Origin of the sequence: Cryptosporangium minutisporangium (assembly GCF_039536245.1) — a bacterium.
Classification (GTDB): domain Bacteria; phylum Actinomycetota; class Actinomycetes; order Mycobacteriales; family Cryptosporangiaceae; genus Cryptosporangium; species Cryptosporangium minutisporangium.
On record NZ_BAAAYN010000034.1, the window covers coordinates 65,668 to 71,871 of the forward strand.

7 protein-coding genes are annotated in these 6,204 nt (G+C 72.0%); 4 read left to right on the forward strand and 3 right to left on the reverse strand.

The features are described from left to right. Positions 1 to 1,197: a WD40 repeat domain-containing protein gene (locus ABEB28_RS25480; protein ID WP_345730728.1), complete on the reverse strand. Its 1,197-nt coding sequence runs from the start codon at positions 1,195 to 1,197 to the stop codon at positions 1 to 3. A gap of 134 nt (positions 1,198 to 1,331) precedes the next feature. Here ABEB28_RS25480 and ABEB28_RS25485 point away from each other — a divergent pair, with 134 nt between their 5' ends. Together ABEB28_RS25485 and ABEB28_RS25490 are read left to right on the forward strand one after the other, a co-directional pair. Continuing rightward, a complete protein-coding gene (locus ABEB28_RS25485; RefSeq protein ID WP_345730729.1) occupies positions 1,332 to 1,928 on the forward strand; it encodes a TetR/AcrR family transcriptional regulator in 597 nt (198 codons plus the stop codon). Beyond that, positions 1,925 to 2,515, forward strand: a complete 591-nt coding sequence (locus tag ABEB28_RS25490; RefSeq protein WP_345730730.1) for a TIGR03086 family metal-binding protein — start codon at positions 1,925 to 1,927, stop codon at positions 2,513 to 2,515. Before ABEB28_RS25485 ends, ABEB28_RS25490 begins: the two co-directional genes overlap by 4 nt. Positions 2,516 to 2,524: 9 nt before the next feature. On the opposite strand, the gene ABEB28_RS25495 is transcribed toward ABEB28_RS25490, so the two are convergent. Further along, positions 2,525 to 2,962, reverse strand: a complete 438-nt coding sequence (locus tag ABEB28_RS25495) for a PPOX class F420-dependent oxidoreductase (RefSeq protein ID WP_345730731.1) — start codon at positions 2,960 to 2,962, stop codon at positions 2,525 to 2,527. A gap of 62 nt (positions 2,963 to 3,024) precedes the next feature. Here ABEB28_RS25495 and ABEB28_RS25500 point away from each other — a divergent pair, with 62 nt between their 5' ends. Both ABEB28_RS25500 and ABEB28_RS25505 read left to right on the forward strand, forming a co-directional pair. Further along, entirely contained in the window at positions 3,025 to 3,597 is a 573-nt protein-coding gene (locus ABEB28_RS25500) for a DUF4232 domain-containing protein (protein ID WP_345730732.1), read from the forward strand. Between the two features lie 502 nt (positions 3,598 to 4,099). Next, entirely contained in the window at positions 4,100 to 5,482 is a 1,383-nt protein-coding gene (locus ABEB28_RS25505; RefSeq protein ID WP_345730733.1) for a GH1 family beta-glucosidase, read from the forward strand. A gap of 33 nt (positions 5,483 to 5,515) precedes the next feature. Here ABEB28_RS25505 and ABEB28_RS25510 read toward each other — a convergent pair. Then, on the reverse strand, positions 5,516 to 6,204 hold a 689-nt coding region (locus ABEB28_RS25510; RefSeq protein ID WP_345730734.1), incomplete at its 5' end, for a substrate-binding domain-containing protein.

A 6,204-nucleotide genomic window follows, 5' to 3' on the forward strand; every position in this document is an offset into this window, starting at 1 on the left:
TCACGGCGCGTCGAAGATCTCCACCTGGTCGAAGAAGGCCACCAGCAGGCTGCGGCCGTCGGTCGAGTACGCCAGCGCGGTGATCGGAAGCGGCAGCGGCGGCTCGCCGAACGTCAACGGCTCACCGAGGCGTCGCCCGTCGGCCGCGTTCCAGATCTCCACCCCGACCCCGGCGTCGGCCGTGGCGAACTGACCGCCGTCCGGGCGCAGCGCGATCGGCGGGGTACCCGAGGGGTCGTGCGGAACCGGCTCACCGATCTGCTCGCCGGTCGCGGTGTCGTAGCGGACCAGCCGGTCGATGCCGCCGCGCTCGTGGACCAGCACCGTCCGCCGGTCGCGGCTGAACGACGCCGTCGAGACCGCGTTCCCGACCGTGCGGATCGTCTTGCTGGTGGCCGGGTCGAACAGCTCCAGATCGGCGCCGGCCAGCTGTTGCCACCCGGCGACCCAGCTGCCGGCCGGTCCGAACGCCAGGAAGACGGGCAGGATCAGCGGCGGCCCGACTCGCAGTTGCCTGCGGGTGTTCGGTTCGGCGAGGTCGGCTATCCAGAAGTGCGTTTCGTCGGAGAAGGCCACCTGCCGGCCGTCGTCGCTCAACGCCACCGCGTGGACATCGCCCTCCGCTCGGGGGATCCGGACGCGCTCCTGGCCGGTCGCGACGTCGCGGACGGACACCCCCTCGTCCACGCCGATCGCGAGTAACGAGCCGTCGGCGCTGTACGCGAGGTGGATCTCGTCGTTGGTGGAGATCTCCAGCCGGAGCCGCGCCGTGCCGTCGCGGACGCTGCGGATCTGCACGGATCCCCGGTCGGTCGCCACCGCGAACTCGCCGCCGCGCGGGCTGACCACCAGTTCCCGGATCGAGCCCGCTCCGGTCTGGATCCGGTGCTCGGCCTGCGAGCGGGGCGGCAGTGACCGCCAGGCGGCGAACGCGACGACGCCGACGAGGACGAGTACCAGCACGAACGCCGCGGCGGCCACCAGGAGGAGCCGGCCGGTCGACCACCCGGCGCGAGGCGGCGGCCCGGGCTGCGACCCCGGGTGCGGCCCGAGTGGTGGCCCTGGGTGCGGCCCGGGCTCTGGTCCCGGGCCCGGTGGGAAGGGTGGTCGGCGGGAGCGCACCACGAGCCCGAGCGCGAGGACGCCGACGAACACCGCCACACACGCGACGAAGAACCACGGGCTGATGCTGACCATCGGTGGTCAGACCTCCGGGTCGGGGCCAGGTCGGTCCCGCATCCTAGGGCACACCTCCGCGCGGCCCGCCACGGCGTGCGGTACCTTCTAGAGAAATCCTCTAGAGGAACCCTCTAGAACGCCAGGGAGGACCGATGGCCCGGGACACACGCGCCCGCCTGCTCGACGCCGCGTTGGTGCTGATCGACGAGCGGGGCGTGGTGGCGGTGTCCGCCGACGACATCCGGGTGGCCGCGGGCGCGAGCGTCGGCAGCCTGTACCACCACTTCCCCGCCGGGAAGCCCGCCCTGGTCAGCGCCGTCCTCGACAAGTGGCTCGGGCACTACCAGGCCGAAGCCCTCGACGTCCTCCGCAGCGCGGACGGCCACGAGGCCGGTGTCCGCGGGGTGGTCGGGCACTTCCTCCGCTGGACGGAGGCCCACCCCGCCGCCGCACGCGTCCTGCTGCGCTTCGAGGTCGACCCACCGGCGGAACGGCCTGGCTCCCCGGTGTCGGGCCCGGAGTTCTTCCGGGAGGTCACCCACTGGCTGACGGGATCCAGCAGCCCGGACGCGGCCGCGACGCCGATCGCCGTCCTGGTCGCGCTCTGGATGGGCCCGACCAAGGAGTACGCGCGGGGCTGGCTGTCCGGCCGCGCCGCCGACCCACCGCACGCGGTCGCGCCCCCGCTCGCCGACGCGGCGTGGCGATGCGTCCGCCACCTCCGACCGGCCGAGGGAGGCCAGGAATGACCAGCGGAACCGAACGCGTGACCCAGGCCCTCGATCGATTCGACGCGGTCGTCCGCGAGACCCCGGCCGACCGCTGGAACGCTCCGTCACCGTGCGCCGGCTGGACCGCGGCCGCGGTGGTCGGCCACGTGATCGGTGGCCTCGCGATGATTCGCACCATGCTGACGACCGGGCGACGCCCCGAGCCGCCGAGCGACGATCCGGCGATCCTCGCGGGCGACCACCCGGCCGAGGCGTGGGCGACCGCCCGGGCCGAGTTCCTCGACACGCTCGCGGCCGCCGACCCCGCCACCACGATCAGCACACCGGCCGGCGACCTCCCGGTCGACGTCGGGCTGGGACAGGCCAGCCTGGAGCTGCTCGTCCACGGCTGGGACCTGGCGACCGCCACCGGCCGCCTGTTCCCGATTCCCGACGCACTGGCCGCACCGCTGCTCGCCGAGCTCGAGCCGCTCGACGCCGCACTACGCCCCACCGGGATGTACGGCACCTACCTGCCGTCCCAGCCGGACGCGCCCCCCGGCGAGCGGCTCCTCCGCTTCCTCGGCCGCGATCCGTCCTCACCTGCGTCGGGTCGTCAGGAATGAGGCCGATCGTCAAGGGCGGGGGCGGGCCTCGGTGGTCGGCGGAGTCACGTCCCGGATGTTCGCGCCCGGGCCGTCGATGTTCCAGGCGACGATCCGCCGCGGCCGGATCCGCAGCACCTCCGCGCTGAACCCGGGCAGCAGCGGATCGTCCAGCGTGAGCAGGACCGCGGTACCGCGGATCTCCAGGCCACGGCCGCGCTGTCCGCCGGGGCCGACCGGGGTGGGCGCTTCGTCGTCCACCACAAAACTGACCCGCGGATCGGTCCGGACGTTGCGGGACTTCTGCGAGCGGGACAGCTTCGGGCCGCCGACGTCGATCGTCTCGGTCTCCGCGTTCCAGAAGTAGGCGACAGGTTTGACCTGCGGTGCTCCGCCCGGGCCGGCCGTGGCCAGATGCCCGCGATGCTGGGCGGCGAGGTAGTGGCGCTCGTCCGAAGTGAAGGTCATGTCCTCACCCTGCAACCTCTACTCGACTTCCGGTCAAGCGCGGATGCTGCATCATCGACGCGGTGAGGGCCCGAGTACTTCTGCTGACCCTGCTGCTGCTCGCGGCCTGCGGCACCGGTTCCGCGCCACCGGACGTGCTGCGGCCGGCGGCGGACGACGCGGCCCCGCGCGCCGCGTCGCCGTCGCCGTCCGCCACCGGGTCGCTCGGACCCACCTGCCTCGAACCCGGCGTCGAGGTGACCGTCGGCGAGGTCAGCGCCGCGATGGGGCTCCGCGCCGTGGGCCTCACGCTGCGCAACTGCGGCACCGACCCGTACACCGTCCAGGGCTACCCGGTGATCGAGGTCCTCGACGCCGACCGGCGGACGCTCCCGGCCAAGGTCCTGCACGGCACCGAGCACGTACACCGGCTGGAGAGCTTTGCGGGGCCGCCCGAGCGGATCGTCGTCGCGCCGGGTGAGTCGGTCGGCGCCTCGCTGCTCTGGCGGAACCTGACCACCGTCGGCGAGACCGTCGTGAACGGCGCCTACCTGCGCGTCGCCCCGGCGGCCGGACAGGCCACCCACACACTGACGTTCTCGGTTGACCTCGGCAACACCGGCCGACTCGCGGTCAGCCACTGGATCCGGCGCTGACCAGCCGTACTCCGGCCCAGCGATGAGGCCCCGCGCGGCGGCCACGCATCGCACGCAGGCAGCACAGACACGAGCTGGCTGTCGCCGTTTCCGGGTGCTCGTCGAGATGGGTGTCGCGCCTCCCGTGCCATAGCCCGGAATCCACGACAACCACCCCACTGATACGCGGACGGCGCGACACCCATCTCGCCTTCACCCCCGGAAAGGGCGACAACCACGCATGCGGTGCCCGTAGAGGGCGACAATCACGCCTCCCTCCGCCCGGAGAGAGCGCCAACCACGCGGCGCGCCGGCACGGAATTTGCGCCAACCAGCGGCGCCACCGGACGACCACGCCTTTCCGAGCGGTCGGCCATCCCCATCGACACGACCGCTCGACGACAGGGCGCCTGGTGGAGTGCAACCGGGCGGAATCTGCGCTTTCGGCCCCCGGGGTGTGCGGGAGGGCCCATCGGATGCGAAGCTGTGAAAGCGCTATCACAGCAGGAGAGCGAGGACCCGCATGCATTTCCCCGCTGATTTCGTGTTCGGCTCGGCCACCGCGTCGTATCAGATCGAGGGCGCGGTGAACGAGGACGGCCGCGGTCCATCGATCTGGGACACCTTCAGCCACACGCCCGGCAAGACCCTCAACGGCGACACCGGTGACGTCGCCGACGACCACTACCACCGGCTGGAGGCCGACCTCGACCTGATGGCCGAGCTCGGCCTCGACGCCTACCGGTTCTCGATCGCCTGGCCCCGGGTGATCCCGACCGGACGGGGCACGGTGAACGCCCCCGGCCTGGACTTCTACTCCCGGCTCGTCGACGGGCTCCTGGCCCGGAACATCCGGCCGGTCGCCACGCTCTACCACTGGGACCTTCCGCAGGCGCTCGAGGACGAAGGCGGCTGGACGAACCGCGCCACCGCCGAGGCGTTCGCGGTCTACGCCCGGGTCGTCGGCGAGGCGCTCGGCGACCGGGTGCACACCTGGACCACGCTGAACGAACCGTGGTGCTCGGCCTACCTCGGCTACAGCTCCGGCGTTCACGCCCCGGGGCGGACCGAGCCGGCCGCCGCCCTCGCCGCCGTGCACCACCTCAACCTCGCGCACGGCCTGGCGCTGCAGGAGCTCCGTCAGGTCGTGCGGTCGGACGCACAGTTCTCGGTGACGCTCAACCTGCACGTCTTCCGGCCCGTCGGCCAGAGCGGCGAGGCGGCGCGCCGCCAGGTGGAAGCGCTGGCCAACGGCGTCTTCCTCGGCCCGATGCTGGAGGGTAGCTACCCGGCCGACGTCCTGGAGCTGACCAGCGGGATCACCGACTGGTCGTTCGTCCGGGACGGTGACCTGGAGACCATCCGCCAGCCGGTCGACGTCCTCGGCGTCAACTACTACAGCACCAACCGGGTGCAACTCTGGGACGGGACCGGCGAGCGCCTGCGCGCCGACGGGCACGGGAAGTCGACGGCGACCGCCTGGCCCGGCGCGGACGACGTCGAGTTCCTCCCCACCGACCCGCCGCACACCGACATGGGCTGGAACATCGACCCGCAGGGCCTCGAGGAGCTGCTCACCGAGCTCCACGAGCGGTACCCCGGTCAGCCGCTGATGGTGACCGAGAACGGAGCGGCGTTCCCGGACGTCGTGGAGAACGGGCAGGTGCACGACGCCGACCGCACCGACTACGTGCGGCGTCACCTGCAGGCCGTGCTCAACGTGCGGGACAAAGGCGTCGACGTGCGGGGCTACTTCCTCTGGTCGCTGCTGGACAACTTCGAGTGGTCCTACGGCTACTCGAAGCGCTTCGGCATCGTCCGCGTCGACTACGACACGCTCGAGCGGACGCCGAAGGACAGCGCCCGCTGGTACGCGGACGTGGTGAAGAGCCGCACGCTGACCTGACGTTCGCGACGCTGGGCCCGGTACCCGCCGGGCTCAGCTCGCGACCTGCTCCGCGCTGTAGTACCCGCTCTCGACGAGGACCTGCTGCAGGTTCGACTTGTCCACGGCGACCGGTTGGAGCAGGTAGGTCGGCACCACCTTGACGCCGTTGTGGTACTGCGCGGTGTCGTTGACCTCGGGCTTCTGATCGGTGAGCACCGCGTGCGCCATCTGCGCGGCGACCTTGGCCAGTTCGCGGGTGTCCTTGAACACCGTGCTTCCCTGCTCCCCGGAGGCGATCAGTCGCACCGACGCCAGCTCGGCGTCCTGACCGGTGACCTTCGGGAGCGTCGAGCCGCGGTACCCGGCGGCCTGCACCGCCTCGAGGAGGCCGCGGGTGAGGTCGTCGTTCGGCGACAGGATCGCGTTCAGGCGCGCCGACGCGTAGTGCTCGTCCAGCAGGCGGGTCAGCCGGGTCTTCGCCACCGCGGCGCTCCAGCGCCGGGTGGTCACTTCCTCGAACGACGTCTGGCCGCTGCGCACCACGAGGCGTCCGTCGGTGAGGTAGGGCTGGAGCACGCTCATCGCGCCGTCGAAGAAGAGCTTCGAGTTGTTGTCGTCGGCCGCGCCCGCGAACAGTTCGATCGTGAACGGCCCGCCGCCCGATTTGAGCCCGAGCGCGTTGACGAGGTACGTGCCCTGCAGCACGCCGACGCGGGTGTTGTCGAACGTCGCGTAGTAGT